The organism is Acetobacter sp. AAB5 (genome assembly GCF_050106715.1).
In the GTDB taxonomy this organism is placed as follows: Bacteria; Pseudomonadota; Alphaproteobacteria; order Acetobacterales; family Acetobacteraceae; genus Acetobacter; species Acetobacter oryzifermentans.
The window spans coordinates 299,445-325,585 of sequence record NZ_JBNIEW010000002.1 but is presented as its reverse complement, the minus strand read 5'-3'; the positions used below and the strand labels follow the sequence as shown (position 1 = coordinate 325,585).

The 26,141-nt window shown below is 57.6% G+C and carries 24 protein-coding genes; 10 read left to right on the top strand and 14 right to left on the bottom strand.

All coding sequences use genetic code 11. The features are described from left to right. Positions 1-9: 9 nt before the first annotated feature. Positions 10-1,011: a cysteine synthase A gene (gene cysK / locus ACP7IZ_RS03710; protein WP_426847883.1), complete on the bottom strand. Its 1,002-nt coding sequence runs from the start codon at positions 1,009-1,011 to the stop codon at positions 10-12. Positions 1,012-1,150: 139 nt separating this feature from the next. On the opposite strand from cysK, the gene ACP7IZ_RS03705 reads away from it, so the two are divergent. After that, positions 1,151-1,600, top strand: a complete 450-nt coding sequence (locus tag ACP7IZ_RS03705) for an RrF2 family transcriptional regulator (RefSeq protein WP_426847882.1) — start codon at positions 1,151-1,153, stop codon at positions 1,598-1,600. Positions 1,601-1,724: 124 nt separating this feature from the next. Here ACP7IZ_RS03705 and ACP7IZ_RS03700 read toward each other — a convergent pair whose 3' ends face one another. After that, on the bottom strand, positions 1,725-2,252 hold the full coding sequence (locus ACP7IZ_RS03700; protein WP_035354042.1) for an Ig-like domain-containing protein: 528 nt from the start codon (positions 2,250-2,252) through the stop codon (positions 1,725-1,727). A 388-nt stretch (positions 2,253-2,640) separates the two neighbouring features. On the opposite strand from ACP7IZ_RS03700, the gene ACP7IZ_RS03695 reads away from it, so the two are divergent. The 3 genes from ACP7IZ_RS03695 to ACP7IZ_RS03685 all read left to right on the top strand — a co-directional run bounded on the left by ACP7IZ_RS03695 (position 2,641) and on the right by ACP7IZ_RS03685 (position 6,306). Further along, positions 2,641-3,165: a hypothetical protein gene (locus tag ACP7IZ_RS03695; protein ID WP_035354045.1), complete on the top strand. Its 525-nt coding sequence runs from the start codon at positions 2,641-2,643 to the stop codon at positions 3,163-3,165. Positions 3,166-3,270: 105 nt separating this feature from the next. Beyond that, the gene (gene parE / locus ACP7IZ_RS03690; RefSeq protein ID WP_426847881.1) at positions 3,271-5,310 is read left to right on the top strand and encodes a DNA topoisomerase IV subunit B; all 2,040 of its coding nucleotides are present in this window, start codon (positions 3,271-3,273) and stop codon (positions 5,308-5,310) included. A gap of 69 nt (positions 5,311-5,379) precedes the next feature. Beyond that, positions 5,380-6,306, top strand: coding sequence for an EamA family transporter (locus ACP7IZ_RS03685; protein WP_426847880.1), 927 nt, complete (start codon positions 5,380-5,382; stop codon positions 6,304-6,306). 28 nt (positions 6,307-6,334) lie between these two features. On the opposite strand, the gene ACP7IZ_RS03680 is transcribed toward ACP7IZ_RS03685, so the two are convergent. The 12 genes from ACP7IZ_RS03680 to ACP7IZ_RS03625 form a co-directional block, all read right to left on the bottom strand. Next, a complete protein-coding gene (locus ACP7IZ_RS03680; protein WP_426847879.1) occupies positions 6,335-7,852 on the bottom strand; it encodes a complex I subunit 4 family protein in 1,518 nt (505 codons plus the stop codon). 118 nt (positions 7,853-7,970) lie between these two features. Continuing rightward, a complete protein-coding gene (gene mutL, locus ACP7IZ_RS03675) occupies positions 7,971-9,911 on the bottom strand; it encodes a DNA mismatch repair endonuclease MutL (RefSeq protein ID WP_426847878.1) in 1,941 nt (646 codons plus the stop codon). Positions 9,912-9,928: 17 nt separating this feature from the next. Continuing rightward, the gene (locus tag ACP7IZ_RS03670; protein ID WP_019089721.1) at positions 9,929-10,459 is read right to left on the bottom strand and encodes a DUF3035 domain-containing protein; all 531 of its coding nucleotides are present in this window, start codon (positions 10,457-10,459) and stop codon (positions 9,929-9,931) included. Positions 10,460-10,505: 46 nt separating this feature from the next. Then, positions 10,506-11,021 (bottom strand): signal peptidase II, encoded by a 516-nt coding sequence (lspA, locus tag ACP7IZ_RS03665; RefSeq protein ID WP_426847876.1) that lies wholly within the window; start codon positions 11,019-11,021, stop codon positions 10,506-10,508. Further along, entirely contained in the window at positions 11,018-13,933 is a 2,916-nt protein-coding gene (gene ileS, locus ACP7IZ_RS03660; protein ID WP_426847875.1) for an isoleucine--tRNA ligase, read from the bottom strand. The genes lspA and ileS overlap by 4 nt, the downstream gene beginning before the upstream one ends. 172 nt (positions 13,934-14,105) lie before the next feature. Continuing rightward, positions 14,106-15,053, bottom strand: coding sequence for a bifunctional riboflavin kinase/FAD synthetase (locus tag ACP7IZ_RS03655; protein WP_019089725.1), 948 nt, complete (start codon positions 15,051-15,053; stop codon positions 14,106-14,108). 2 nt (positions 15,054-15,055) lie between these two features. Further along, positions 15,056-15,760, bottom strand: a complete 705-nt coding sequence (mtnC, locus tag ACP7IZ_RS03650) for an acireductone synthase (protein ID WP_426847874.1) — start codon at positions 15,758-15,760, stop codon at positions 15,056-15,058. A gap of 11 nt (positions 15,761-15,771) precedes the next feature. Next, a complete protein-coding gene (locus ACP7IZ_RS03645; RefSeq protein WP_426847873.1) occupies positions 15,772-16,317 on the bottom strand; it encodes a 1,2-dihydroxy-3-keto-5-methylthiopentene dioxygenase in 546 nt (181 codons plus the stop codon). Next, complete coding sequence (locus tag ACP7IZ_RS03640) at positions 16,314-16,937, bottom strand: methylthioribulose 1-phosphate dehydratase (protein ID WP_426847872.1); 624 nt, start codon at positions 16,935-16,937, stop codon at positions 16,314-16,316. The genes ACP7IZ_RS03645 and ACP7IZ_RS03640 overlap by 4 nt, the downstream gene beginning before the upstream one ends. A 33-nt stretch (positions 16,938-16,970) precedes the next feature. Further along, positions 16,971-17,228 carry a twin-arginine translocase TatA/TatE family subunit gene (locus tag ACP7IZ_RS03635; RefSeq protein ID WP_426847870.1) on the bottom strand — a complete coding sequence of 86 codons (258 nt, stop codon included), beginning with the start codon at positions 17,226-17,228 and terminating at the stop codon, positions 16,971-16,973. A gap of 129 nt (positions 17,229-17,357) precedes the next feature. Then, positions 17,358-17,816 (bottom strand): CHAP domain-containing protein, encoded by a 459-nt coding sequence (locus ACP7IZ_RS03630; protein WP_426847869.1) that lies wholly within the window; start codon positions 17,814-17,816, stop codon positions 17,358-17,360. Next, the gene (locus ACP7IZ_RS03625; protein ID WP_426847867.1) at positions 17,813-18,472 is read right to left on the bottom strand and encodes a RecX family transcriptional regulator; all 660 of its coding nucleotides are present in this window, start codon (positions 18,470-18,472) and stop codon (positions 17,813-17,815) included. Before ACP7IZ_RS03625 ends, ACP7IZ_RS03630 begins: the two co-directional genes overlap by 4 nt. Before the next feature lie 238 nt (positions 18,473-18,710). Between ACP7IZ_RS03625 and ACP7IZ_RS03620 the strand changes: the two genes are divergently transcribed. The 6 genes from ACP7IZ_RS03620 to hrpB all read left to right on the top strand — a co-directional run bounded on the left by ACP7IZ_RS03620 (position 18,711) and on the right by hrpB (position 26,076). After that, positions 18,711-19,919 (top strand): aspartate aminotransferase family protein, encoded by a 1,209-nt coding sequence (locus ACP7IZ_RS03620; protein ID WP_426847866.1) that lies wholly within the window; start codon positions 18,711-18,713, stop codon positions 19,917-19,919. Between the two features lie 11 nt (positions 19,920-19,930). Further along, positions 19,931-20,917 carry an ornithine carbamoyltransferase gene (gene argF, locus ACP7IZ_RS03615; RefSeq protein ID WP_426847954.1) on the top strand — a complete coding sequence of 329 codons (987 nt, stop codon included), beginning with the start codon at positions 19,931-19,933 and terminating at the stop codon, positions 20,915-20,917. A gap of 4 nt (positions 20,918-20,921) precedes the next feature. After that, positions 20,922-21,239, top strand: a complete 318-nt coding sequence (locus tag ACP7IZ_RS03610) for a hypothetical protein (protein WP_426847865.1) — start codon at positions 20,922-20,924, stop codon at positions 21,237-21,239. 124 nt (positions 21,240-21,363) lie between these two features. Then, positions 21,364-22,314 carry an Hsp33 family molecular chaperone HslO gene (locus ACP7IZ_RS03605; protein ID WP_426847864.1) on the top strand — a complete coding sequence of 317 codons (951 nt, stop codon included), beginning with the start codon at positions 21,364-21,366 and terminating at the stop codon, positions 22,312-22,314. Positions 22,315-22,407: 93 nt separating this feature from the next. Then, the gene (locus tag ACP7IZ_RS03600) at positions 22,408-23,409 is read left to right on the top strand and encodes a hypothetical protein (RefSeq protein ID WP_426847863.1); all 1,002 of its coding nucleotides are present in this window, start codon (positions 22,408-22,410) and stop codon (positions 23,407-23,409) included. Positions 23,410-23,508: 99 nt separating this feature from the next. Next, positions 23,509-26,076: an ATP-dependent helicase HrpB gene (gene hrpB / locus ACP7IZ_RS03595; protein ID WP_426847862.1), complete on the top strand. Its 2,568-nt coding sequence runs from the start codon at positions 23,509-23,511 to the stop codon at positions 26,074-26,076. Positions 26,077-26,141 lie beyond the last annotated feature (65 nt).

Sequence of the window (26,141 nt, the reverse complement as noted above, 5' to 3'; positions counted from 1 at the left end):
GAACCGACCTTACAGGCCGGTAAACAGAGGGGTGGACAGGTAGCGTTCAGCAAAGGAAGGCGCAATGGCTACAATGGTTTTACCTTTGTATTCATCCTGCCCAGCCAGTTGTAACGCTGCGTGCAAAGATGCCCCAGAGGAAATACCTACCGGAATACCATCCAAACGGGCGCAACGGCGCGCCGCCGCAATGGCCTCACGCTCTGAAACAGTGATGACACCATCCAGCAGCTTTGTGTTCAGCGTGGCGGGGCAAAAACCGGGGCCAATACCCTGAATACCGTGGGGGCCGGGTTCATCACCATTCAGAATCGCACTTTCCGCCGGTTCTACACCAAAAACCTGTAGAGTATTGCGGCGGGGCTTGAGGGCTTCTGCAATGCCGGTGGCCGTGCCGCCAGTGCCAACACCGGCCACAACCACATCCACCTTGCCTGCGGTATCTACCCAGATTTCCTCTGCCGTGGTGGCGGCATGTACTGCGGGGTTTGCCGGATTATCAAACTGATCTGGCATCCACGCATCTGGAGTTTCGTTCAGAATTTCATTTGCGCGGGCAATGGCCCCGGCCATACCCAAACGTGCAGGCGTAAGTTCTACCTGCGCATCCATCAGGCGCAGCATACGCCGCCGCTCAATAGAAGCCCCTTCTGGCATGGTCACAATCAGCCGATAGCCCCGTGCAGCAGCTACAAACGCCAGAGAAATGCCCGTATTGCCCGATGTGGGTTCTACCAGCAAAGTGCGGCCCGGTGTGATCAGGCCCTTGCGTTCAGCATCCAGCACCATGGCGGTGCCGATCCTGTCTTTTACAGAACCAAGCGGGTTAAAAAACTCCAGCTTCAGCAGCACGCGGGCTTTCAGCTCATCTTCCTGTGTCAGCCGTGGCAACGCAACAAGCGGCGTGCCCCCCACCAAATTAAGGACAGACTCGTAAACCCGCCCTCTGGGTGCGGCAAAGCCGTAATCCGCTTTTTCCTGCGTTGATGCTGCCATTAGAAGTTCTCCCATGTCTGTTTTACAATTCTCAGACCCATATAATACGAATTTATAGCGTAGATAAACCATATCTGTGCTGCTATACTGAACATAAGATCTGGAAATAAAACATCATCAACCATACCCCCAACCAGGACAGGGACTGTTTTGCATGATCCTCCGTCGTGATAGAGCCATGACCGCCGTTCTTATTATGCTGGATGTTGCGTTTCACGCCGGGCGTTCCGGCACGGTAAGTGCTGCTGATATTGCAGAACGCTCCGAACTGGCGCGGCGTGGCATAGAACCACTGCTTCAGGCTCTTTCTCGTTCTGGTTTACTGGAAAGCATTCGTGGCCCACGTGGGGGGTATCGGCTTGGCCGCCCCCGGCGCGACATTTCCTTGGTGGATATTATTGAAGCCGTGCTGAACACAGATACCGATGCCAATGATGGCCCGCAGGGTGCGCTCTTCCAGAAAGTTCTGGCCCCGTGTTGGGATAAATTTGATCAGAAACTCATCACACAGATGGGCAAAACCACGCTGGATGATCTGGTGAAACAGGCAGAATCCGCAGGGCTGAAGCGTCCATTGGCTGAGCCTATTACATTTTCCATTTAATTTTTATCCTGCCCATCTTGCTGCCGGGTTTTGCCCGGCACATCAGAGCATAAAAAAAACGGTGCTCCATTTCTGGAACACCGTTTTTTAATTCTATCACCCAAAAACTGGGCAGCGGGGCAGATTAACGCTTACGCGTAACAGCCTTACGCACCACTGCTTTCTTTTTAGGAGCTTCTGCCGCAGGTGCCGTTACAGCCGCGTGCGGGATAACCACGCCCGTTGCATCTACCTGCGCCGTCACTGTCAGGCGTGTGCGCTGCTGACCGGGGCCGGGAATAAGGATAACCGTAAACTTATCCTGCCCAGCATAGCCCAGTGTGGGGGTGTAGGTAACGTGCGTATCGCTATCCAGCGTGTACAGGAACGCCTTGCCGTGTTCTGGCGCAGGAGAAACCCCAAAGGATGCATACGCTTTGCCACCGGGCTGATCTACCAGCACTTCGCACAGACCATCATCAGACCGCACGGTCATGGTGGTGGAAAGTGAGCCATCAGCCTCTTTCTTGATAGGCGTTGTGCTGCACACGGCAGACTTTTTAAGGTACCCAAAGGGATTGGGGGACCCGATATGAATAGGGCCGCCCGTTGTTGCACAGCCGGCAAGCATCCCACCAGTTAGCGCCAAACCGGCAATTCCTCGTAAGCGCACTCGACAGCTCCGCTTCTGTTGTATCAATTAAACTTGCAATCTCTTCTGCACGCTTCGGGGCTGAATGGAAAGAGGCCCAAACCGGGCATCTGCCCCCTACCCACAAAGCATGATTCGCATCTGCCTTTAAAACATCCCGCAGCAGGAAGGAAGAGGCATACAGCACACGTTGGCAGCTTGTCGCATATCAACATCCACACAACTGCGCGAAAACATCTTTTAACCGCAAATATTCTGCTAAACAGAGCGGCTTATTTTTCCAACTTTTACGCCAAAATAACATGCTGGTTTATCCGCAAGCACCAAAGCAGGCAGACGGTATGAAAAAATACCAGTTTCTTTCTTGCGTGAATGCGGTATTCCCTTCCCAGCATCTGTCGGAGGTACTATGTCCTTTTCCCGTTTCCTTGCCGCGGGGGTTCTTGCCGCGGGCGTTCTGCACAGCTCGGCTTCCTTTGCCGCCAGCGAATGTGGCCACTCCCCTGCGCACGAAGCCTTTAACGTGCAGGGCCTAAAAAGCGAACTGATGGTTACCGCACTGTCTTGCGGTGCGCAGGACCGCTACAACGCATTCGTGGCCAAGTTTCGCACCACCCTCCTGCGGGAAGAAGAACGCCTGAACGGCTACTTCCGCACCACCTATGGCCGCCGTGCCCAGCAGGAGCATGATGATTACATCACGCAGCTGGCCAACGTGCAGTCTGAACGTGGCCTGCAGTCTGGCACCATTTTCTGCCAGCAGCGCCTTGCCATGTTTGATGAAGTGAATGCACTGGAAAGCGGGGAAGATCTTTCCAGCTACTCCGATGCCAAGGACGTTACGCAGCCTGCTTCCTTTGAAACATGCGCAGCGCCTTCTGCTTCCCGTTCTACGCACACCACTACGCGCCGCCGTACCACACGCCGCGCATAAAAAGCCCGCTGGTAAGGGGGCTTTGGCAAGGAAGCTGTGAAAAGCTTGCCGCCCCCTCACCACTACGCTTGACGAATCAGCGCCAACGCGGGACAGATTTCTCGCATGAGCGATCTGTTTTCCAATACCCCGCCAGCCCGCAAATCCTCCACCGGCAAATCCCGCGATACCAAGCCGGGAACGCAGGCAGACTCTGCACAGGCCTATGATGCCAGCGCCATTGAGGTTCTGGAGGGGCTGGAACCCGTACGCCGCCGCCCCGGCATGTATATTGGCGGTACGGATGAAAGTGCGCTGCACCATCTGGCAGCAGAAATTCTTGATAACGCCATGGATGAAGCCGTGGCGGGCCATGCCAACACCATTGATGTGCGGCTGGATACAGAAAACCGCCTGACCATTCGGGATAACGGGCGCGGTATTCCGGTGGACCCACACCCGCGCTTTCCCGATCGTTCTGCGCTGGAAGTTATTCTTACAACCCTGCATGCCGGGGGTAAGTTTTCTGGCAAGGCTTACGCTACATCTGGCGGTTTGCACGGGGTTGGTTCTTCCGTGGTGAATGCGCTTTCCACCCGCATGGAAGTGGAAATTGCGCGTGATCGCACCGTATGGAAACAGGTGTATGAACGCGGTAAACCCCTAACAAAGCTGGAAAAAGTAGGCGCAGCCCCCAACCGGCGTGGCACGCAAATCAGCTTTCAACCTGATTCTGAAATTTTTGGCACGCATGTCTTTGTGCCTGCCCGTCTTTACCGGCTCTGCCGCTCGAAGGCGTTTCTGTTCCGTGGTGTCACCATCCGCTGGTCGTGCGATCCTGCGCTGATCAAGACTGGGGATGAAACACCCGCAGAAGCCACCCTACACTTCCCCGGTGGGTTGGCAGACAGCCTTACGGATGAGCTTGGCCCCAAGGCCCCACTGCTTACCCCTCAGTGGGCTGGCGAGGCACCTCTGCCCCCAGCAGCAGACGGCACAGATAACGGCAAGGTGGAATGGGCCGTAGCGTTTTTAGAAAACGGTCCGGCCTCTCTGGTGTCTTACTGTAACACCATCCCCACCCCGCAAGGCGGCACACATGAAACCGGATTCCGCAACGCGCTGGTAAAAGGCCTGCGCGCGTGGGGAGACCAACGCTCCATCAAAAAAGCCTCCGCCATTACGGCAGAAGATGTGCTGGGCATGAGCGCAGGTCGGCTTTCCGTATTTATTCGTGATCCGCAGTTTCAGGGCCAGACCAAGGAAAAACTCACCTCATCCACCGCCAGCAAGCTGGTGGAAACGGCTTTGCGAGACAGGTTTGACCACTGGCTGGCGCAAAACCCGCCACAGGCCGATACGCTGCTGGGCTTTGCCATAGAACGGGCAGAAGAACGCCTGCGCCGTAAGGAGCAAAAAGAAACCCCGCGCAAAAGTGCAACACGCCGCCTACGCCTGCCCGGCAAGCTGACGGATTGCACCAAGGAATTTGCCCCGGATACAGAAATCTTTCTGGTGGAGGGCGACTCGGCTGGTGGTTCTGCCAAACAAGCCCGTAACCGTGAAACACAAGCCGTTTTGCCGTTGCGCGGTAAAATTCTAAACGTTGCCAGCGCCACGGCAGAAAAATTGCGCGGAAATCAGGAACTGCGCGATCTGATTGAAGCATTAGGCTGTGGGTCGGGCGATAGATTCGATCTTTCCAAACTGCGCTATGGCCGCGTGATTATCATGACCGATGCAGACGTGGATGGCGCGCACATTGCCTCGCTGCTCATGACATTCTTTTACCGTGAGCTGCCAGAGCTTATCCGCAACGGGCACCTGTATCTGGCCCAGCCCCCGCTTTACCGCCTGACACAAGGCGCGAAATCGGTTTACGCCATGGATGATGCAGACCGTGACCGCAAAATGAAAACCGAGTTCAAGGCGCGTGGCAAAATAGATGTGTCCCGCTTTAAAGGGCTGGGGGAAATGCCGCCGGGGGATCTCAAACAAACAACAATGGACCCCAAACGCCGCACGCTGCTGCGCGTGATCACCCCGCAGGAAGACAGGCTGACAACACGCCAGCGGGTAGAAAGCCTGATGGGCCGTAAGCCAGAACTGCGCTTTGCCTTTATTCAGGAACATGCAGGCACAGTGGATGATCTGCTAGATGTTTAACCCGCTCTCCTACGTGGTTGGCGGGCCGCGTGGCATGGGGCTTGCACATCTGCCTTTACATGGGCGTGCATGACAGCAGCCCCTTCTTCTGCCCCTGCCGCCCTGCCCCTTCGCACACGCCTGCTGGCTTTATCCCAACTGTTAACCAGCATGGTGTGCATCCAGTTTGGCTCTTCCCTCGCCAAATCCATTTTTCCGGTATTTGGCACGTCTGGCGTGGTGGGCCTGCGCGTTTGCCTGGCGGCATTTATGCTGGTGCCGTTTTTTAGAAGCTGGAGGTTTCTGTCCGTTCATGTTCTGCGGCTGGTTATCCCTTACGGGTTGGCCATGACAGGCATGAACCTCTGCTTCTATCTGGCGCTCCAACACATTCCACTGGGCACAACTGTTACATTGGAATTTATTGGCCCGCTTGTTGTGGCTTTTGTGGGCTCTCGCAAGCTGTCTGATATTGGCTGGATTCTACTTACCGTGTTGGGGCTGGCACTTGTGCTCAACCCATCTGCATCCACCAAAACCGATTTTGCAGGTGTGGGCTTTGCCCTTATGGCTGCGCTGTTCTGGGCGCTTTACATTCTGTTTGGGCAGCGTGTGGCTGGTAAGGTGCCGGGCGCACATGCCTGCGCACTGGGCATGGCATGCGGTGCCTGCGTTGTCTTTTTGCCCTGCTTTGTGCCTGCGCTGATTATCGGCTTTTCAGCCCCCGCCATGTTGGGGCTGGGCGTTTTGGTGGCGTTCTGTTCTTCCGCCCTGCCCTATTCTCTGGAAATGCTGGCCATGCAGAACTTGAAGGCCCGCGATATCGGCATTCTCAGCAGTCTGGAACCCGTATGCGCAACCGTGGCGGGGGCGGTTATCCTGCATGAAACGCCCTCTCCACTTCAGCTTTGCGGAATTTTGTGCGTGGTTGCAGCCTCGGCTGGCATTATTCTCAGCCCCGGCACACCCAAACAAAAGGCAGTTCCAGCACGAGATGTGCCAGAACTGCCCAACTAAAAAAAACCTTAGCGCGTTTTAAGCCCTATTAGCGGGCGGCTACATGCAAAACAGTATGGCCAGCGGCTGAAGCCACATTGGCGGCGCTACCATGAATGGCCTGCATGATCACGGGGTCAAACAACCGGGTAAAGCTGCCCGGATGCACACCCATCCACAATGTTACGATAGCCAATGGGGCCAGCACGGCAATTTCTGCGGCGGTTAGATCTCGCAGAAGGCTTACCGTGCCTTTTACGCCGCCGAACAGCACCCGCCGATACAGGGAGAGCATGTAAACCGCGCCCATAATCATGGTGCTACCTGCCAGCAGCGCCACCCAGAAGGAAACATGCACAGCGCCCATAAGCACCAGCAATTCCCCAACAAAGGACCCCGTGCCCGGCAGCCCTACATTGGCCATTGTAAACAACATGGCCAACAGCGCCAGCACCGGCATCTGGCGCGCAACACCGCCCAGCGCATCAATCTGCTGGGTTTCTGCCCGCCATGCCACCGCTGCCACGCAGAAGAAGAGCGCTGCAATCACCACCCCATGAGAGAGCATCTGAAAGATTGCGCCATCAATACCTTCTGCCGTGAGCGTAAACAGCCCCACAGCAATCATACCCATGTGGGAAAAGGAGGAATACGCAATCACGCGCTTCATGTCTGTTTGGGCAAAGGCCACAAAGGCTGCGTAAATAATAGCCACAACACCAAGAGCCAGCACATAAGGCGCAAACAGGCGCACTGCATCGGGGAACATCAGCACCCCAAAGCGCAACAGCCCGTAAGCACCAGTTTTGGAGAGCACGCCAGACAGCATGGCCGAAGCTGGCGTTGGGGCCTCGGAATACGCATCTGGCAGCCATGCATGCAGCGGAAACAGCGGCAGTTTGACACCAAAAGCCAGCAGAAAAGCCAGCAGCAACCACCCCTGCAAGGGCTGGGAAAAACCTGCGTGCATGAGGGCAGGAATATCCGTGGTGCCTGTTTGCAGCCACATGGTGATAAGCCCCACCAGCATGAACAGCGAGCCACCAAACGTAAACAGAAAGAACTGAAGCGAGGCCCAAACGCGCTTTGGCCCACCCCAAACGCCAATCATCAGGCTACCGGGAATAAGCGTTGCTTCGTAAAACACGTAAAACAGCAGCATATCCTGGGCAGAAAACAGGCCGAACAAGGCTGTTTCCAACGCCAGCATGGCAGCTACAAACTGCCGCCCCTGTGTTTGCACGCTACGCCAGCCTGCCCCCAGCGCCAATGGGGTTAAAAACGCTGTTAGCAGAATAAACACCAAGCTGATGCCATCCACCCCCGTATGGTAGGAAATACCGTAATCCCCCATCCAGCGCAGGCGTGTTTCAAATTGCAGGCCGGGCTGAGTGGGATCAAACTCCAGCCACATCAGCACGCTAAGGCCAAGGGTGATCAGGCTGCTCCACAGCCCAACCCACCGGGCTGTACTATCCTGCTGCTCTGGCCTGCCGGGGGCAAAAAATGCCACCAACGCCGCAACAAGAGGAAGATAGGTTATGAGCGAAAGCAGGATGGGCTGCACGGCATCACCACCATTCAGGTTACATGAAGATGCTGCAAACCTGCTCTTTTTTGCGGGCTGACACCAGCAGGTGGGCGTTCACGTTCAGCCGATCACACCACGCAGAACAGCCATATTCTTAACGGCGGCCAAACAACTTTTCGAGATCACCCTTGCTCAGCTTCAACCATGTCGGCCGCCCGTGTGAGCATGTGCCTGCGCGGGGTGTTTCTTCCATCTGGCGGAGTAGCGCGTTCATTTCCTCCACGCTCAACCTGCGCCCGGCCCGAATACTACCGTGGCAGGCCATGCGGGCAATGACGGCATCCAACCGCCCATCAAGCGCTGCCATTTCATCTGGCGCACCGTTTTCATCCGCTTCCAACTCATCTGCCAGATCACGCAGCAGGTTTACGGCATCGCTACTGCGCAACATGGCGGGCAAGGCTCTTACCAAAACGGAGTCGCCGCCAAAGGCTTCTATTTCCACACCCAGTTTTTCCAGCGTGGGCTGGCGTGCCAACAGCAGTTCCACTTGCACACGGGGCAGATCCACCACATCGGGCACCAGCAAACGCTGCGCCTGCACATGCCCGCTTAAAAACTGCGCCCGCAAACGCTCATGCGTCAGCCGCTCATGCGCTGCGTGCTGATCCACCAGCACCAAACTGCCATCTGCCGCTACGGCCAGAATATATGTGTCCAACACCTGCGCGATAGCTGCACCCAAGGGGTGATCTGCTGCTACGGATGCCGCAGAGGCCCCATCCATCACATACGCTGGCGCAGCTTGCCCGGTTGTTGGTGTGTTGACTGCTGGGGCATCCCACCCAGCGCCGGGGGGAGGCATGGCAACAGGCGGTAAAGTTCTGGCTGCCGGGGCATCACCAAACTGCAACCGGCCTTCTGCAAAACGCACACCTTCTGGCGCTGGGGCATGAAACGCGGGAGCAGGAACAGGCGGTGCGGCCCCTTTTTCTGGCGGATACCAAATGCGGGCTTGCCGTGGTGCAGAAGAAAGCACAGGCCGCACGCCCACACTGCCAGCCCCATGCTCTAACGCACGCTGAATGGTGCCAATAACCAAGGAGCGCACGCCAGCTTCATCCGCAAAGCGCAATTCTGTTTTGGCGGGATGCACGTTTACATCCACCCGATCGGGCGGCACCGTAAGCATAATTGCCACCACGGGGTGCCTGCCGGGTTCGATCACGCGCCTATAGGCTACGCGCACGGCGGTTTTAAGCACCGGGTCCACCACAGGGCGGCCATTCACCAGCATGAACTGCCCATTAGCCGTGGAACGGTGCACTGATGGCGGGCAGATAAACCCGCTTAGTGTCATGCCATCGCGTTCCCCAGAAATTTCCAGAAAACCATCGGCCTCGCTGGCATCCAGCAAGGCGGCAGAGCGGGCAGCCATATCCTGCGCGGGCAGATCAAACAGCACACGCTCATCCAACACAAAGCGAAAGGCCGTTTGCGGCACAGCCAAGGCCAGACGCCGCACCACGTTTTCAGCGTGTCGGCCTTCTACGCGCGCGCTTTTCAGAAATTTGCGGCGGGCAGGCGTGGCAAAAAACAGATCTTCCACCACCACGCTGGTACCCGGTGCTCCGGCTGCGGGTTCAACGGGGGAAACCTTGCCGCCTTCTACCCTAATCCGCCACGCACCGCTTTCTCCCTTTGGGCGGGAGGTGATGCACAGCCGCGCCGCCGCCCCGATGGAGGGCAGAGCCTCCCCCCGAAAGCCGAGCGTGCTGATATGCACCAATGTTTCATCACGCAGTTTGGATGTGCAGTGCCGATCTACCGCCAAAGCCAGATCATCGGCGGACATGCCCACACCATCATCTGTAACGATAATGCGGTCCACACCCCCGCCCGCCAGAGAAACCTCCAGCCTGCGGGCCCCTGCATCTATGGCGTTTTCAACCAGTTCCTTCACTGCTGCGGCGGGGCGTTCTATTACCTCACCCGCAGCAATGCGGTTGACAATAACCTCTGGCAGCCGCCGCACATGGGGCGGTGTTTCGGGCTGGTTTGTATCCATACCGGGTTCAGCAAACAGGCCGGACATGCGTCAGACCTTTCCGATCAGAACAGACCGGAGCCTTTGGGGTGCTGTGTAGGCGTAACACCTTTGGTGGGCGAATTGCCCAAGGCTGCATTGGTTTTCAGGCGGCGGTTTTCTCCATCGGCATCCACTACGCCCCCGGCCTTGCCACCTTTCCAGAACATCAGTTCCTGCACAAAGCCCGAACCGGCTTCACCCAGTTCTCCCCGGTCTGGCGCATCCGATGCCTCTGTGGCCTCGTTCACCAAAATGGTCTGGCCTTCACTGGTATCACCATTTGTGCCACGCAGCGCCACATCGGGGGAAAGTGTTTCCAGCGCCTGCAAGCGTTCACTTTCATCCTGCCGGCGATCATCACCCTTTGAGGGCTTTACCAGCTCATCTGATGGCGGCATGGAAAGCGGAGCACGGGTTGTAACCGTGTATTCATCCGGCAGGCTGCGTTCCAGCCCGAAAGCACGGGCGGCTTCGTTTCCTGAGCAGCCACTTAGCAAAAAGCAGCCGCCAAGAAGCAGCAGCGGAGAAATCAGTGTCGAAACACGGCGCGCCATCGTCTGCCTTCCACTCATCCTGAAAAAACACCCAGCCCTTTGGGGGTTACCCGGTTTTTACGTTGTCTTGTTGTTGCCCGCCTGCCAGAAAATTCTGCACCAGCAGCATACATACGGCGCATACTATAGCGGAATCTGCCACGTTGAATACATACCATGACCACCCAAAAGCGTGGGCATGCAGAAAATCCACCACGGCCCCATAGCGCACACGGTCCATAACATTGCCAATGGCCCCGCCTGTAATGGCCCCAACACACGCAGCGGTTAGTTTGCTGTGGGTGCGAAAAATCCATACCAGCAGGCAGCAGGCCACAGCCAGCGCAATGGCGGAAAACACAATCCGCCCTGCCCCGCCAAGGCCGCCAAACATGCCAAAAGTAACGGCGTGGTTCCATACCATAGTGAAGTTAAGGAACGGCAGCACTTTAACAGAACCCCGTGCGGGCAGATCCAGCCCGTACAGAATCCAGTATTTACTAAGCTGATCTGCTGAAAGAGTAAGCATCAGCATCAGCAGGCCAAGGCCTGCCGGACGCAGCATGAAGGTGCGAGAACTCACGCGCCCTCCTGCCCTGCGCGTGGGCCGCCCTGTTCTTCCACCACATCGGCGCAGCGCAGGCACAGGCCTGCGTAATCATCCCGCGTGCCGGTTTCTGGCAGAACCTTCCAGCAGCGCACGCACTTTTCACCGTCTGCAACCTGCACAACCGGGGCGCCATGCAGCGTGCCGCCTTCATCCCCTTCCACGTAAATGGAGGAAGACGTGGGGTCCACCACCACATCCACGTGGGAAACAATGGCCAGTTCGCTCCAGTTTACGCCAGCAAACAGTGCAGCTTCTTCCTCAGAAAACGTCAGTTCAACCTGCGCCTGAAGGGAAGAGCCAATGGTGCCTTCGCGCCGTGCACCTTCAATTTCCGTGGTGATGATACGCCGCACGGAACGGATACGCGCCCAGCGTTCATCCAATGCCGGGTCATTCCATTCTGCTGGCAGTTCAGGAAATGCCTGTTCATGCACGCTCTGGTCTGGCCCAAAGCGGGATGTCCATGCTTCTTCCGCCGTAAACACCAGCACGGGGGCCAACCATGTTGTTAAGCACCGGTGCAGGATATCCAGCACCGTGCGGGCTGCGCGGCGTGTGGGGTCGGAAGGCGCATCGCAATACAGCGCATCCTTACGGATATCAAAGTAGAAAGCAGACAGATCCGTGGTGCAGAACCCATGCAGGGCCGGATACACACCCACCCATTCATGCGTTTCCACCGCGCGCGCAATCAGGCCGCCCAGTTCTGTTAGGCGATGCAGCACCCAGCGTTCCAGTTCTGGCAGCTCAGCATAAGGCACGGCTTCTGCTTCTGTGTAGCCATCCAGCGCACCCAGCAGCCAACGCAACGTGTTGCGCAGACGGCGGTAGAGTTCACCCTGCTGTTTGAGAATTTCCTTGCCAATGCGCAAATCATCATTGGTATCGGAGTTTACCACCCACAGGCGCAGCACATCTGCGCCCAAGCTGTCATTCACATCCTGCGGGGCAATCACGTTGCCGAGGGATTTGGACATCTTGCGGCCCTGTTCATCCAGAACAAAACCGTTGGTAACAACTGCTTTGTAAGGTGAAACGCCGCGCGTGCCGACACTTTCCAGCAGGGAGGACTGGAACCAGCCACGATGCTGGTCTGAGCCTTCCAGATACAGATCGGCAGGAAAGTTCAATCCCGGTTGGCCCAGCACGAAGGCGTGGGTGGAGCCGCTTTCAAACCACACATCTACAATATCGAACACCTGATCGTAGTCATCCGGGTTCCGATCCGGGCCGAGGAAGCGTGCAGGTTCAGAGCTATACCATGCATCTGCCCCTTCTTCCTGAAAGGCCGCGACCACGCGCTGCATCACATCGGCATCACGCAGCACTTCGCCGGTGCGTTTTTCAACAAACACAGCAATAGGCACGCCCCATGCGCGCTGGCGGCTAATGCACCAATCTGGCCGGGTGCGGATCATGGATGTTAAACGGTTGCGCGCCTGTGCGGGCACAAAGGTAACGTCTTCCAGCGCCTTAAGGGCTTTTTCACGCAGCGAATCTTCACCATCCATGCGGATGAACCACTGCGGCGTGGCACGGTAGATAACCGGAGCGCGAGAACGCCATGAATGCGGGTAGGAATGCACAATTTCACCACGCCCCACCAAGCCAGCCGGGGCTGTGCCGTTGGCGTTGGCGTGTTCCATCACCGCTTCCAGCGTGGAGCACACAACATCGGCCGCCTTGAATACGTGCGTGCCTGCAAAGCCTGCCACCCACGGAGCGTATGTGCCATCGGCCTGCACAACTTCTGGCACTTCCACGCCGTACATACGGCAAAGCTGGAAGTCATCCTCACCATGAGAAGGCGCCATGTGCACAAGGCCAGTACCCGCCTCGGTAGTGACAAATTCACCCGGCAGCATGGGCACATCAAAATCATACCCGGCGCCACGCAGCGGATGGGCGCATACAGCCCCCTTCAGCGCGCTACCCGGTAGGGTGTAGAGAATATGGTGCGCGGTAACGTGGGCTTCCTGGCAGAAGGCCTCCACCAACGCTTCGGCCACCAGCACCTTTGCGCCGGGTTCAAGCAATGCGCCCTCACCCGTTTCATCCACCCGCAGCACCACGTAGGTAATTTCTGGCCCATACGCCAAAGCGCGGTTACCGGGGATGGTCCACGGTGTGGTGGTCCAGATCACAACAGACACATCCTCCAGCGCATGGGCTGGCGTGGGGTCTCTCACAACCGGAAAGGCCACCAGAATGGTAGTGGATGTGTGATCGTGATATTCAATTTCGGCTTCGGCCAGAGCGGTTTTTTCAACCGGGCTCCACATAACAGGGCGCAGGCCACGATACAGCCGCCCGTTAAGCAGGAACTTGCCAATTTCATTTACAATGGCTGCTTCGGATGAGAAATCCATGGTGGCGTAGCGGTTCTGCCATTCCGCCTGCACGCCAAGCCGCTGGAATTCCTGCATCTGGATATTCAGCCACTCACCCGCATAAGCTCGGCATTCAGCACGGAATTCCAGCACAGGCACGGAATCCTTGTCTTTCTTTGCCTTGCGGTATTTTTCTTCCACCTTCCATTCAATCGGAAGGCCGTGGCAATCCCACCCCGGCACATAGCGCACGCCATAACCAGACATGCGATGCGCGCGATTGATCACATCCTTGTTGATCTTGTTCATGGCATGGCCAATGTGCAGGTGGCCATTGGCGTATGGGGGGCCATCATGCAACGTAAAGACAGGCCGCCCTTCCGCCTGCTGTTTCAGCCGCGCATCCAGCCCGGTTTCCGCCCACTTTTTCAGCCACTGAGGTTCCTGCTTTGGCAGGCCCCCGCGCATGGGGAAAGAGGTACGGGGCAGGAACACCGTATCACGATACAGATCGGCGGGGGATTGGGTGTCCTGGTCGCTGCTGGATGTGGTCATGAGCGGGTGATGTCACTTCAGTTCGGGTTCATGGTCTGGCCCCGCATATGCTGGTCAAACCATCTTGCATTCAGGCTCTTATCAAAAAGGACAAGCGCAGGGTCAAGCATGAACGGCCACATTGCAGCCGCAAAATATATTCTGCCCCATCTGCCCGCGCTTTTATAGAGGGTTATATGCCTGCCAGTTCGGCGTTCAGAACCATGCGTGCCTGCTGCGCATCCTGCGCAATCTGGGCTTTGAGTTCATCCAGCCCGGCAAAGCGCTGTTCTGGCCGCAACATTTTGTGCAACGCCACAGAAAGCGTTTGGCCGTACAGATCACCGTCAAAGTCAAACAGGTTCACTTCTACGCGGCTTTCCTGCCCATCGTTAATGGTGGGCCTGCGGCCAATATTGGCCACGCCGGGGCGCGTATAGCCACCGGGCAGGCGCACCGTTACGGCGTAAACCCCACGTGCGGGCTCTAAATGCCGCCCAAGCGGAATGTTGGCTGTCGGGAAGCCCAGCAAACGCCCGCGCTTATCACCATGCTGCACTTGGCCACGAATAAACCACGGGCGGCCAAGCTCTTCCGTGGCGCGTTCGGGGTATCCTTCCTGCAACAGCCGCCGGATACGGGTGGAGGAATACGGCCCGGCGGCATCTGCCAATGCAGGCACGGATGTAAAGCCCATACCTAGCTCGCCCGTGCGTTCGGCCAAGAACGTGACATCGCCCCCACGGCGATACCCGAATGCAAAATCTGGCCCGCAAGCAACGTGGCGCAGGCACAGGGCATCGTGCAGCACGTCTTCTACAAACCGCTCCGCCGTCATGCGGGAAAATTCTTCATCAAACCCGATCTGGAATACATGCTGCACACCCAGCGCCTGTAGGGCGGCAAAGCGCTCATCCGGCAGGCTCAGGCGGAATGGTGGGTCCTGCGGGCGAAAGAGTTCTCGCGGATGGGGTTCAAACGTTACCACCGCCAAGGGCAGATCTGGCCGGGCAGCGTGGGTGGAATGAACCAGATGGGCGTGGCCCAGATGCACACCATCAAAATTGCCAAGCGCTGCCGCACAGCCGTGCGCTTCCGGCGGAATATCCCGCCAGTTTGTGTGCAACTGTGCTTTCAGCACTTTTATGCTCCTTCCGGCAGGCCGAACATCTGCCCCGCCTGCGGCAGAGATTGCGCTACAGGGTGGGTGGTACCTGCCACCGTGCCATCTTCCGGGCGGGCAATCTGGCATACACGCAAGCCGGCTTGGGCTGCTGCATCCAATTCTGCCACCACATCGGACAGAAACAGCACATCCTGCCCCTGCCAGCCACTTTGTTCCAGAATATGGCGATAACTTTGCGCGCTTTTCTTACCACCAACGCGCAGATCAAAAAACGCGCTGAAAAGCGAGGTCAGGTTCCCCTGCTCGGTATAGCCATAAATCAGTTTCTGCGCGGCTTCGGAGCCAGAGGAATACACTGCCAGCGTAAGGCCTGCGGCTTTCCATGCCTTTAAGGTAGGCTCAACATCCGGGTAAAGCTGGGCTTCCAGCTCCCCTTTTTCATAACCCTGCTGCCAGCACAGGCCTTGCAGGCTTTTAAGCGGGGCAACTTTGGCATCTTGCGCCATCCAGCGTTCAAGCTGCTCTAGCGGGGGCACGCCGGGGGCTTCTTGGGCAATCTGTGCCAATGCTTCCTGCACCACTGGATTTTCGTGCTGTTCCAGCAATGCGGGCAGGTGTTTGCGCGCATAGGGAAACAACACTTTATGCACAAAAGCCACTGGCAGGGTGGTGCCTTCAATATCCAGCAGCACCACGCGCGGAGGAATCCGGGTATCGGCCATTATGCCCTCAATCAGTTTTCGTAAGATGGAAACTGCCGGGCAATATCGGTGCCTGTATAGCGGGCTACCCAGCCTTCCTTGTGTGTGAAAATACGCAGCGTGACCATATCTGGTTCTGGCCCGGCATCAAACCAGTGCTTTGTGCCTTCAGGCACAGAAATCAGATCGGTTTGCGTGCATTCCACATCGTAAACATAGCCAGCAATGTGCAAGATGAAGTGCCCGCTGCCATGCACAAAAAAGCGGATTTCATCTTCACTATGCGTATGTTCGGACAAGAACTTGTCCCGCAAGGCCTCTCGGTTGGGCGTAGAAGGGCTAACCCGCAGCACATCGGCAGAGCCTGCGCCGGTTTCACCCATCAGCTTGTCCAGAAAGGGGCCATACACATCCAGCACGGCCTGTTCGTCCGCATCCCTTGGGGGAATTTGCGGGCCTTCCCAACGCTCAAACCGCACACCTAGCGGGGCCAGAACGCGCGCCATTTCTGCCGGGTCCTGCGTTTGCAGCACGGGGTTTTCGGGGGTGGTGTCTTTGTAAACTGTCAGGGAACTCATACGTGCAGTTTCCTTCGCTCAAGCGCGCAGGCCAGCAGGAACTCCAGCCCCTCCAACCGCGCAAGGGCGGTGGGCATATCCTTGCCCCACACATACACACCGTGGCCTCGGATAATGTAGCCCGCAGGCATACCCGTGCCAAAAAACGGCTCCACAACTTCCGCCAGCCGCGCAATGTCCTGATCGTTCTCAAACAAAGGCACCTGCACGGATGTTTCGTGCGTGGTCTGCCCTTCAAACACTTTCAGAACTTCGTAGTCCGCCAGTGTAAGTGCGGCTGTTTCTTCCTCCATAGACAGAACAGTGGAGGCCACGGAATGCCCGTGCAGCACTGCGCCTACATGGGGGAAATGGCGGTAAATCTGGCAATGCAGCAGCGTTTCCGCACTGGGCCGATTTTCCGGGCTATGCGGTTTGCCCTGCATATCCACAGTAATTACGTCTGCTGCTTGCAAAAAGCCTTTGTGGCAACCTGAGCGCGTAATGGCTATGCGGCCATCCGCCAGCCTGCGGCTGATATTACCTGCCGTTGCAGGCACCCACCCGCGCTGATCCATACGCTGTCCGGCAAACAGAATATCCTGCACGGCACGGGCAAAATCCGTAACGGTTTGATCCATGGCGTTATCTGCCCGTCTTAAACTGCCAGCGCCTTACGGCTGGGCAGATTTATCCGCTGGCGCAGCCGTGCGCTGCTCCACTGTGGAAGATGCAGGAGGCGGGGCAATATGCCCGTTGCCGGGGCGTGCCGTGCCATCATCCATCGGTTCATCATCCGCCATGTGCTTCTTGAAGGATTTGATGCCCTTGGCCATATCACCCATCAGCGAGCTGATCTTGCCGCCACCACCAAAAACAACAAGCACAACTACAAGCACGATCAGCCAGTGCCAGATACTCAAGCTACCCATCAAACCAGTCCCCTACACTTGCATTACGCGCCCAAAATGAGCGTGTGCTGCACATCCTTAGTTTGTACATGATGGCGGAAACACTTTCTTGCAAGTTTTTCCTTACGCGGTCTACCCGCCTATTGGGTGCTAACTGCCACCCGTGCCCGTTGGTTCAATAAAGCCATAAACCGGATAAACCGTTTTGCCCATGGCATGAATGGGGCTCCACCACACGCGCACACGTGTCCAATTATTATTAGGGGAAACATCAACCACAGGGGCGTGGTGCGTGACTTGCCCCGGCTCCCAATTAGCGTGGTCTACCAACACCATGCGTGAATTCCGCACTTGTTTCACAACAGAAACATGGCCTGATGGCAGCCTGCCGGTGGAGCGAAACACCAGAACATCCCCTGCGCGGGGCGAGGACGTGCGGCTATATTGCCCCTGTGCTTCTCCCCACCAACTTGCCGCAGCACCCCGCAGGTTTATGGCGGAATGCTCCCGCGCATAGGGGGCGCACTGCACAGATCCATTCCAACTTCCACGCCCACCCGTACAGGCAGCAAGTAATAAAGGCAGAATAAGAACAAGGCTACGCTTCACGATTCGGCCCTCAAACGTTGCATCCAGTCCTCCGCTTCTGTGGGAGACATATCCAAAACCTGTTCCGCCACATCCCGCGCATAGCCCGCGCGGGCCAGCACACCCAGCGCCTTGTGCCTGCGGGCAAGGGCTTGCTCACTCTCTACCTCATCATCCGCAACATAAGGCGTGGCAAATGGCCCCATCCTGCGCTTGCGGGCCAGAACCAGCGCCGCACATAACTCCCTTTGCGCAGGAGAAAACCCTTCCACCGCATCCTGCAAGGCGGCATCGCGCAGATCAGCTTCCACGCCGCGCGCGGCCAGATGCGCCTGCACCGCACGGCCAGATCGGCCAGACCGCACCAACCTGCGCGCGCGGGATGTGGCAAAACTGGCATCGTCCACAGCGCCAAGGCGCACCATTTCTTCTGATATTTCAGCCACTACGGGGCGCAGCGCCTGCACGGCTTCGGCCACTTCTTCCGTATCTGCCCCGGCTTTAAGGGCCTGTTTTTCCCACCGCGCAATGCGGCGCAAAAGCACTTGTTCCAACCCGTGGCGCGTAGTGCCAAACCGTGCCAGATGCGCCAACGCGGCCTCTCGCAACACGCGACGATCAAGCTGCGGAAACCCCGATGATGTGTGGGCAGATGAGGAAGAACCAGAATGCATCATCCCTCTTTCTTACCCACTCCTTGCGTGTAGGAAAATACGCAACGGGCCATGCCGCGCATGTTGCGTATGCAGAATTTTTTCACACAGAATATTTGACTTTAATCCGCACAAAAGGCCATGATACGCCCGCAATACGGGCCGCCCGCTCACCTTATATCAAGGCAGCGGGCGTTTTTCGTTCTGCATTCCACTTCTCACCTTGCAGGTTCAACAACCGCCAACACAAAGACCAGATTCCATGATTTCTGCCCTGATGCCGACATACAAGCGCGCTGATCTCGCCTTTGAGCGGGGAGAAGGCTCCTGGCTGCAAACGTCGGACGGGCGACGATTCCTGGACTTTGCTGCGGGTATTGCCACGTGCTCTATTGGCCACGCCCACCCCAAGATGGTGGAAGCCATTAGCACACAGGCCGCAAAGGTGATGCACGTTTCCAACCTGTTCCAGATTCCGCAGGCGGAAAAACTGGCCCGCAGGCTGGTGGAACATTCCTTTGCCGATAGCGTGTTCTTCTGCAATTCCGGCGCAGAAGCCAACGAAGGCATGGTGAAGATGGCGCGCCGCGCCCAGATGATGGCAGGCCACCCCGAACGCACAGATATTATCTGCATGGATGGGGCTTTTCATGGCCGCACGCTGGCTATGCTGTCCGCCACAGGCAACCCCAAATATCTGGAAGGCTTTGGTGAGCCTGTAAAAGGCTTTCTGCACGTTCCGTTTAACGATATCGAAGCCGTAAAAGCCGCCATTACCCCCAATACCGCAGCCGTGATGCTGGAGCCTATTCAGGGTGAAAGCGGTATCAAGGTGGCCAGCCCGGAATATCTGCAAGCCCTGCGCGCATTGTGCGATGAAACCGGCGTGCTGCTGGCGCTGGATGAAGTGCAGTGTGGCGTGGGCCGCACAGGCCGCCTGTTTGCGCATGAATGGGCAGGCATTAAGCCGGATATTATCAGCACAGCCAAAGGTTTGGGTGGGGGCTTTCCCATTGGGGCTATCCTTACCACAGAAACCATTGCCAAGGGCATGACACCGGGCACACATGGCACCACATTTGGCGGCAACCCGCTGGCCTGTGCGGCTGGCAACGCTGTGCTGGATGTTATTCTGGCCCCCGGCTTTTTGGATCAGGTTTGCACCCGTGCGGCCCTGCTGGATGAGCTGCTGGATAGCCTTGTAGCAGATGCGCCAGATATTTTTGCCCAGCGCCGTGGCCTTGGCCTGCTGATTGGCCTGCGCTGCGTGCCCGCAGTGGGCGATGTGCAGGGTGCCGCGCAGGATGCGGGCCTTTTGTGTGTTACGGCGGGCGATAACGTGCTGCGCCTTGTGCCACCGCTTACTGTTTCCGAAGAAGAATGCCGCAAAGCTGTGGCTCTGCTGGCACAGGCTGTCAGCACCATCAGAAAAAATCATAACAACAAAACAGTTCTGGAGCCAACAGCGTGAGCGCCGCCAATATGACCACTGCCCTGCCTTCTTCCTCTTTGGCTACGCCACGCCATTTTCTGGATCTGAAAGATCTGGATGCCGCCACATTGCGCCAGATTCTGGATGTCGCCGCCAGCATGAAGCGCATGCAACAGAACCGTCGGTTTCCGCTGCACCCACGCCAGCCGCTGGCCGGGCGGCAGTTGGGGCTTATCCTTTCCAAGCCTTCCACCCGCACGCGTGTTTCTTTCGAAGTGGGTATTCGCCAGCTTGGGGGCGATGCCGTGGTGCTCAGTCCGCAGGAAATGCAGATTGGCCGGGGTGAAAGCATTGCCGATACGGCCCGTGTGCTCTCCCGCTTTGTGGATGCCATTATGCTACGCACGGGCAACACAAAAACCATGCACGAACTGGCACAATGGAGCACGGTGCCTGTTATCAATGGTCTTACACCTCATTCTCACCCGGTGCAGATTCTCGCCGATATCATGACGTTTGAGGAACACCGCGGCCCTGTGCGTGGGCGCACCTTTGCGTGGACGGGGGATGGCAACAACGTGCTGGTTTCCCTTATTGAAGGGGCCGTGCGTTTTGGCTTTGCCCTGCGTGCCGCCACCCCCGCAGACATGAAGCCCCCGCAGGATGTGCTGGACTGGGCCCGTGCCGAAGGCGGTGATGTGGAATGGACGATAGACCCCAAAGCTGCCGTAAAAGGCGCAGATTGCGTGGTGACGGATACATGGATCAGCATGTCTGATTCACCCAAGGAAGCCGCCAGCCGCATGAGCAAGCTGGAACCCTACCGCGTAAATGCAGATTTAATGGCCCTTGCTGCGCCAGAAGCCCTGTTCATGCACTGCCTGCCTGCCCATATAGGAGAGGAAGTGACCAAGGACGTGTTTGAAGGCCCGCATTCTGTGGTGTTTGATGAGGCAGAAAACCGCCTTCATGCCCAGAAAGGCGTGCTGGCATGGACAATGGGCGGCACAAACTGGACCTCTTTCGGCAAGGAATAAGCACATGAGCGGCACAGACAGAACAGTTTCCATGACATCTACCGAAGATACACCCGCCACCCCCGGTTGGGTGGAAAGCAGTCTGGACGCTATTCTGGCTACGTTGCCGTTTCCGGCAGAAAAGCTGGCATCGTTCCGTAACTCTTATCTGGATTGTCTGGCTGGCTGTGGCCGCACGGAAGATCTGGATAGCGAGCACGATGCCTGCCGCAAGGGTTTGCTGCTTGCGCTCAAGGATGGCCTGAACATGGATTCAGAAACCGGCCGCGCCCTTGAACAGAAGCTGGAAAAGCTGGAACTGGATATTTCCGCAGGGGCGTAATCCCCCTGCTTTTCGCTTTTTCCTTTTTGTCCGCCTGAAAAGCACCATCCGAGTCCGCACGCATCAGGCGCATGTTCTTGATATTCCCGTATTCTTGATGGACTCAGGACAAACTTAAATTCCCATGGAAAAACCTGCTTTTCTTGACCGTGATCGCCCAGATGTGCCCGATTTGGTGGTGCCCGGTGGTGTAACACCTTTCTATCTGGCTGGTCGGCCCGTGCGTGGTCGGCTGGTGCGCTTGGGCGTGCTGGCGGATACGCTGCTCACACGGCATGATCACCCAGCCCCCGTTACCCGCCTTGCTGGCAAGGCGTTGGCACTGGTGGCGGCTTTGGCTTCGGCACTGAAGTTTCAGGGGTCTTTCTCGCTCCAGATGAAGGGCGATGGCCCTGTTTCCATGCTGGTGGCAGACTGCACCAACACTGGCGCCCTGCGCTTTTACGCCCGCACGGATGATGAAGCACTGGAAACCCTGCTGGCCGAAACACCCAAACCCACAGACCGTGAACTGCTGGGCGATGGTTATATGGCCCTTACGGTGGACCAAGGGCCAGAGATGGACCGCCATCAGGGTATTGTGGAAATTGCGGGGGATGACCTGTCTGCAATGGCCATGCATTACTTTGCCAGCAGTGAACAGCACGCTTGTTGGATTATGCTGGCCTGCCAGATGACAGATGCAGGCTGGCGCGCAGGCGGCCTGATACTGGAACGCATTGCGGGCGAAGGCGGCAGCCACGTGGTGGAAGATGAAGCCGCAGAAGCAAGCTGGGAAACAGCCACCATTCTGGCAGATACGCTTTCCACCAAGGAGCTGCTGGATGATAGCCTCCCCACATTGCAGCTGCTGCACCGGCTTTTCCATGAAGAAGACCTGCATGTCAGCCAGCCACGGGCGCTGGCCTTTGGGTGCCGCTGCTCCCGCGCACGGTTGGCCAATGTGCTGGAAACATTCCCTCAAGATGATCTGGACCACATGTGCCAAGATGACGGGAACATCGTGATGACATGCGAATTCTGTAATGTAGATTTCCGCTTTGCGCGCAAAAACATTGCCACGCAGACGCAGTAAAAAAGCATCACAGTTTGCCAGCAGGGCCATAAGCGCAATATCTTAAGGCGCTGCTGGTATAAGGTCTTTGCCAAAAGGCAGGCATTTTTGAGAATGTCGGATAAAGTTTACAAGAGGTTTTGCGCCATGATGCTGTTTTCCCGCATGCGCCTTTCTGGCCTAACAGCCGCGCTGCTGTTTCCTGCCCTGCTGGCAGGCTGCGCGGATCAGAAGCAGCCTACGCAGTTTGCACCGCTGCGCTATGATAACCTCAGCCAGATCAACCTCAACGTAAACACCCTGACATTGGTGGATAACACTGCAACCCACCCAGTTGCAGGCGATATCGGCTATAAATCCCCCACCCCGCCCGTGCAGGCCCTGCGCCAAATGGTGCAGGACAGGCTGGCCGCCAAAGGGGGCATTACCAGCGCCAATTCCGCCCAGTTTGTAATTGATCGGGCTTCTATCCTGCACGAACCCGGCGGCACGCTACAGGGCCAGATAGATGTGCATCTGGATATCCTTAACCCCGATGGCAGCAAAACCGCGCATACAGAAGCCCACGCCACCCAGAGCCTGCACCCAGACCCCACAGAGGATACGGAAAGCCAAGCCAACCTGTACAACGTAACCAAAGGGATGATGGACAGCATCAATACCGAATTGGATACACAGGTACATCGCTCTCTGGGTAAATGGCTGGTAGATGCCGGAGGTATGCCGGTAGATGGCGCCATTCAGGCCCAGCCCCTTACGTCTGGTTCAGATAATGGCACAACAGATGCCACTACGGGGGCTGCTGCCGGTGCTACAAGTGCTGGTGCTCCGCAAGAAGCGCTTTCTCCCGTTTCTGCGGCTAAAACCGGGCAGGCTACATCCCCCGTAACGGTGCCGGAAAACGCGCCTATTGTTGCGCCTTCCACAGATGCCACAATGCCGTCTTCCGCCAACACACCGGAAACCAAGCCTGCCGCAGCCCCCAAAGTACAGGACAGTGAACCCAACGCCATTTTCCCAGCGGGTGAGGATGATGATTCGTCCTCCAGTTCATCTTCTACAAAGGCCACGTCTCCCAAAGCGGGCTATCTCAAGCTGCCATCTCAGCCTCAATAAGGCTGTTTTCCTCAGCAAAGCGCCTTAATTTCTGGCGCATATAGCCCCCACCGCCACGCAACATTGCACTGTGGCGGTGGGACCGCCATAAAGCATGGCATGACCGCTTCTGCCCCTAGCCTGAACCCGTTTTCCATTGCGCAGGGCCTGCCTGTGCAGGATGTACTGCCAGAACTCTGCGCGGCACTGGCTCAAAACCCCACAGCAGACCATCCGGCATCGGCCATTTTAGTCGCGCCTCCGGGGGCGGGCAAAACCACATCTGTTCCACCCGTGTTGGCAGCGGCAGCATGGCGCGCACCGTCTGATAAAATCATCATGCTAGAGCCGCGCAGGCTGGCAGCCCGCGCTGCCGCCCAACGCATTGCATCGCTGATGGGGGAAGATGTTGGCGGTTTTGTTGGGTTTCGCACCCGCTTAGATTCTGCTGTTTCAGACCGCACCCGTATTGAGGTGCTGACAGAAGGCCTGTTCCTGCGCCGCCTGCTGGGTGACCCCATGCTGGAAGGCGTAGCCTGCGTTATTCTGGACGAAGTGCACGAACGCTCATTGGATGCAGATCTGGCACTGGCTTTTTGTCTGGATCTACAACGCACTTTGCGGCCTGATCTGCGGCTTGTGGCCATGTCCGCCACAGCGGAAACAGAACGCCTTGCCGCGCTGATGAACGCCCCCGTGCTAACAAGCGAAGGGCGGATGTTTCCGCTTACTGTCCACCATGCCAAGCACGATATCCCCAGCCTGCGCGATATTGCTACCGCCACGGCAGCAGGTGTGCGGCAGGCCTTGGCTGAAACAGAAGGTGATATCCTTACCTTTCTACCTGGCACGGGAGAAATCCGCCGGGTAATGCAACTTTTAGAGACCGTACCCGCCACGGTGCTGCCCTTGCATGGTGAACTCCACCCAGCAGAACAGGCCCGCGTGCTGCGCCCCGGAAATGAGGGCGAACGGCGGATTATTCTAGCCACTTCCATTGCCGAAACATCCCTTACCGTGCCCGGCGTGCGTGTTGTGGTGGATTGTGGCTTCCGCCGTGTGCCGCGGTTTGATGCCGGGGCCGGGCTTTCCCGGCTGGATACGGTACGTATTTCCAAGGCAGCCGCCCGGCAACGCGCTGGCCGTGCGGGGCGAGAAGCGCCGGGGGTGGCCTATTGCCTATGGTCTGCCCACACGGAACGCGCTTTGCCCCAGCATGACAGGCCAGAAATTCTGGAAGCTGATCTGTCTGATTTTGTGCTGGCAACCGCCTTGTGGGCAGATACGGTGGGCTCTGCCGATACGCCGCTTCCGCTGCCAGATCAGCCACCCGGCAGCGCGGTAGCCGCCGCAAAGGAATTGCTGATTTTGCTGGGTGCGCTGGATGATGCTGGCAAGATTACAAAACTTGGCCGCAACATGGCCGATTTGGGCACACACCCACGCCTTGCCGCCATGATGCTGGCAGCCCGCACGGCAGAGGAAGCCGCACTGGCCGCAGACCTCGCCGCCCTGCTGGAAGAACGTGACCCCCTGCGCCCACGCGCTGCCGGGCGTGGTGGCCCGCCACCTATTCCGCCCGCAGATATTACCCTCCGGCTGGATCTGATTGCAGGGGAAGATAACAACCCGCAGGCAGACCGTGGCGCTTTGGCCCGTATTCGGCAGGCTGCTGCACGTTTTCGCACCCGTATGGGGCTAAAAGCCCGCCACCCGGCAGCGGGGGATGCCGCAGCCCTTCTGGCCGCTGGCTTTCCTGATCGGGTTGCCTTGTGCCGGGGGGATATGGGCAGTTACCGCATGGCCAATGGCAGCAATGCCCGCCTGCGCCGAGATGACGGACTGGCAAAACACAAGCTACTGGCTGTAGCAGGCCTGCACCTGCGCACCGCTGCCGAAATACGCATGGCGGCCCCATTGGAAAGCAACGCCCTGCCCCCAGCCCTGCTGGAGCGCACGCGTGAGCAGGTTGAAACCACGCTGGACCCTGTATCGGGCAATATCATGGCCCGCAGGCGCACCCGCATTGGCTGCCTTGTGCTGAGAGACCGCACGGAAAAAGTAAAACCGGAAGATGCAGGCCCGCTCCTGCTGGCTCAGGCCAAGGAAGCGCCAGAAACTACACTCAACTGGTCAGATGCCGTGCGGCAACTTCAGGCGCGGGTAGAGCTGGCCCGCACCTTGCCCGGTGGCACCGGTATGGAAGAAGACTGGCCAGATTTTTCCTCCACAGCCCTTGCTGGCTGTATGGATGAATGGCTGACCCCATATGTTGAAGGCTGCACATCCATCACCGCATTACGGGAATTGAATATACTAAACCTGCTCCGCACCTATTTGGGTTACGCCCGCACAAACTGGCTGGATAAGGAACTGCCAACCACCCTGCCCTTCCCCGGCGGTGTGGCAGAGGTGGATTATACGCAGCCCGTGCCTGTGGCCTCGGCCCGTGCCCAAACCTTTTATGGCACGGCACAAACGCCCAAATTGGCTGGGGGGCGCGTACCATTGCGGCTGGCTTTACTTTCTCCCGCAGGGCGGCCTCAGGCCATTACGGCGGATCTGGCGGGCTTTTGGCAAGGGGGGTGGGCAGATATGCGGCGCGATATGCGCGGGCGTTACCCCAAGCACGAATGGCCAGAAAACCCCGCTTTGGCCCCAGCGCGGCCGCGCGCCAAACGCAGCTAGAAGATGTGGGCGTGGCGTAAACAACACCCTACCGCCATAAAAACGTACCAGATCAAGGGCAAACA

Bases quoted from the DNA above. Each gene is read 5' to 3' on its own strand.
- cysK (WP_426847883.1), bottom strand. From the start codon at position 1,011: ATGGGAGAACTTCTAATGGCAGCATCAACGCAGGAAAAAGCGGATTAC.
- ACP7IZ_RS03705 (WP_426847882.1), top strand. From the start codon at position 1,151: ATGATCCTCCGTCGTGATAGAGCCATGACCGCCGTTCTTATTATGCTG.
- ACP7IZ_RS03695 (WP_035354045.1), top strand. From the start codon at position 2,641: ATGTCCTTTTCCCGTTTCCTTGCCGCGGGGGTTCTTGCCGCGGGCGTT.
- parE (WP_426847881.1), top strand. From the start codon at position 3,271: ATGAGCGATCTGTTTTCCAATACCCCGCCAGCCCGCAAATCCTCCACC.
- ACP7IZ_RS03685 (WP_426847880.1), top strand. From the start codon at position 5,380: ATGACAGCAGCCCCTTCTTCTGCCCCTGCCGCCCTGCCCCTTCGCACA.
- mutL (WP_426847878.1), bottom strand. From the start codon at position 9,911: ATGTCCGGCCTGTTTGCTGAACCCGGTATGGATACAAACCAGCCCGAA.
- ACP7IZ_RS03670 (WP_019089721.1), bottom strand. From the start codon at position 10,459: ATGGCGCGCCGTGTTTCGACACTGATTTCTCCGCTGCTGCTTCTTGGC.
- ileS (WP_426847875.1), bottom strand. From the start codon at position 13,933: ATGACCACATCCAGCAGCGACCAGGACACCCAATCCCCCGCCGATCTG.
- mtnC (WP_426847874.1), bottom strand. From the start codon at position 15,760: ATGGCCGATACCCGGATTCCTCCGCGCGTGGTGCTGCTGGATATTGAA.
- ACP7IZ_RS03645 (WP_426847873.1), bottom strand. From the start codon at position 16,317: ATGAGTTCCCTGACAGTTTACAAAGACACCACCCCCGAAAACCCCGTG.
- ACP7IZ_RS03640 (WP_426847872.1), bottom strand. From the start codon at position 16,937: ATGGATCAAACCGTTACGGATTTTGCCCGTGCCGTGCAGGATATTCTG.
- ACP7IZ_RS03635 (WP_426847870.1), bottom strand. From the start codon at position 17,228: ATGGGTAGCTTGAGTATCTGGCACTGGCTGATCGTGCTTGTAGTTGTG.
- ACP7IZ_RS03625 (WP_426847867.1), bottom strand. From the start codon at position 18,472: ATGATGCATTCTGGTTCTTCCTCATCTGCCCACACATCATCGGGGTTT.
- ACP7IZ_RS03620 (WP_426847866.1), top strand. From the start codon at position 18,711: ATGATTTCTGCCCTGATGCCGACATACAAGCGCGCTGATCTCGCCTTT.
- argF (WP_426847954.1), top strand. From the start codon at position 19,931: ATGACCACTGCCCTGCCTTCTTCCTCTTTGGCTACGCCACGCCATTTT.
- ACP7IZ_RS03610 (WP_426847865.1), top strand. From the start codon at position 20,922: ATGAGCGGCACAGACAGAACAGTTTCCATGACATCTACCGAAGATACA.
- ACP7IZ_RS03605 (WP_426847864.1), top strand. From the start codon at position 21,364: ATGGAAAAACCTGCTTTTCTTGACCGTGATCGCCCAGATGTGCCCGAT.
- ACP7IZ_RS03600 (WP_426847863.1), top strand. From the start codon at position 22,408: ATGTCGGATAAAGTTTACAAGAGGTTTTGCGCCATGATGCTGTTTTCC.
- hrpB (WP_426847862.1), top strand. From the start codon at position 23,509: ATGACCGCTTCTGCCCCTAGCCTGAACCCGTTTTCCATTGCGCAGGGC.